The organism is Hymenobacter lapidiphilus (genome assembly GCF_003417065.2).
In the GTDB taxonomy this organism is placed as follows: domain Bacteria; phylum Bacteroidota; class Bacteroidia; order Cytophagales; family Hymenobacteraceae; genus Hymenobacter.
The window spans coordinates 1-934 of the sequence record NZ_QVLT01000071.1; the positions used below are offsets into that span (position 1 = coordinate 1).

Here is a 934-nt window from a genome sequence, read left to right on the forward strand (position 1 = left end):
GGCCCGGCCGGCCGCCGCCCCGGGAGCCACTGCGGCCGTGCTGCTCACGGCCGGCTACTCGCCCGATACGCTGGCCGCACTGCTGGCCCGCCTCGGCCCGGGCACGCCGGTATGGCGCTTTGCCCCGACTAAAACCACTGCGGCCCCCGATACGCCCACCTTTCGTAACACCAGCGCCATTCGGGCGAAGCTGCCGGGCCTGCGCCGCCTGCATGTGCTGGGCTGGGGCCTGCCAGCGGCCGATGTGCCCGCGTTGGTGGGCTTGGAACTACGGGCCCACGCAGATGCGCCTGAAACCGGTTTCGGGCAGGCGGCCTGGCAGGCGCGGCCCACGCTGGGCGAAGCCTGGACGGTAAACGGCTCGTTTGCGGCGGCCGAAGCCGGGCCGGTGTGGCTGCGGCTGCACGCGGCCGGCGCGGCGCGCGACTCGGTGCGGCTACCGAAGGGTTCAGGCACGTTCCGGCTGCGCTTTACGCCGCGGGCGGCAGGCCGGGCGTTGTACGCGCTGGAAGCCCGCCGAGACAGTCGCCAACTGGTCCGCGAGCCGGTGCCGGTGGAAGTGCGGGCCGCCGAGCCGTTGCGGGTGCTGCTGCTGGCCGCCGCGCCATCGTTTGAGCTGCGGTTTCTGAAAAACTACCTGGCCGGCCGCCAGTACCCGGTGGCCCTGCGCACCGGCCTGAGCCGGGGCCTCACCCAAACAGAGTTCCTCAACTTGCCCAACCCGCCCGCCCTGGGCAGCCTCACGCCCGCCCTGCTAGCCCGCTTCGATGTGGTGGTTACGGATGCAGCCACGCTGGCCAGTTTTGGTGGGGCCGAAACGGCAGCGTTGCGGGCGGCCGTTGCCAACGGTACCGGCGGCCTGTTGCTGGTGGCCGATGCGCCCACCTTGCCCCGGCAGCTGCCCGGCGGCGCGGCTTTCGGCTTGCAGGCCCGG

The 934-nt window shown here is 72.8% G+C and carries 1 pseudogene; it reads left to right on the forward strand.

The window, feature by feature from the left end:
• Window positions 1–934, forward strand: a pseudogene (locus D0N36_RS19230) (hypothetical protein); the annotation flags it as partial.